This window comes from Rufibacter glacialis (genome assembly GCF_008271745.1).
Lineage (GTDB): Bacteria > Bacteroidota > Bacteroidia > Cytophagales > Hymenobacteraceae > Nibribacter > Nibribacter glacialis.
The window spans coordinates 1-640 of sequence record NZ_VKKZ01000015.1 but is presented as its reverse complement, the minus strand read 5'-3'; the positions used below and the strand labels follow the sequence as shown (position 1 = coordinate 640).

Genomic DNA, 640 nt, shown 5'->3' with positions numbered 1-640 from the left:
TCGAACCAGTTGAGGTTCCAGCCGCCCCTGGGGGCGAAGAGGCGCAGGGTCTGCTCGCCGGCCGGCAAGGTTACCGTGGCGCGCAGGGTGGCGTAGGTCTGCCAGCCGCCAGTGGCCGGTACCGGCACCGTGGCCAGGGTGGCCCCGGAGGAGGAGCGCACCTCGATGGAGCCCGTGCCGTTGGGCGAGGCCGCCCGCAGGGCCAGGGAGTAGGTGCCGGCGGAGGCCACGCTCACCCGGTAGTCCACCCAGTCCCCGTCGTCCACGTAGCCGATGTTCTGCCCGCCGCCCGCGTCAGCGGTCGTCTCGCGCTGCACCCCGCTCATGGCGTCGTAGGCCTCGGCCTGCACCAGGCCCGGCAGGGCCTTGCCCGCCGGGGCCACCGGCCCGGCCGCCGGGGCCGAGGCCCCGCCGATCTCCAGCCAGTTCAGGTTCCAGCCCCCCGCCCGCGAGACCAGCTGCAGGGTCTGGGTGCCGGCCGCCAGGGCCACCGGCACGCTCACCGTCCGGTAGGTCTGCCAGGCGCCCGTGGAGGGCACCTCCACCGTGGCCAGCACCGCCCCGGAGGAAGAGCGCACCTCGATGCGCCCGCCCGAGGCCGGAGAGGCCACCCGGAAGCCCACGCTGTAGGTCCCGGCCG

At 75.6% G+C, this 640-nt stretch carries 1 protein-coding gene; it reads right to left on the bottom strand.

Annotated elements, in window-relative coordinates:
- Positions 1–640: carbohydrate-binding protein (locus tag FOE74_RS04895; RefSeq protein WP_149097488.1), on the bottom strand; the 640-nt coding region annotated here is incomplete at both ends.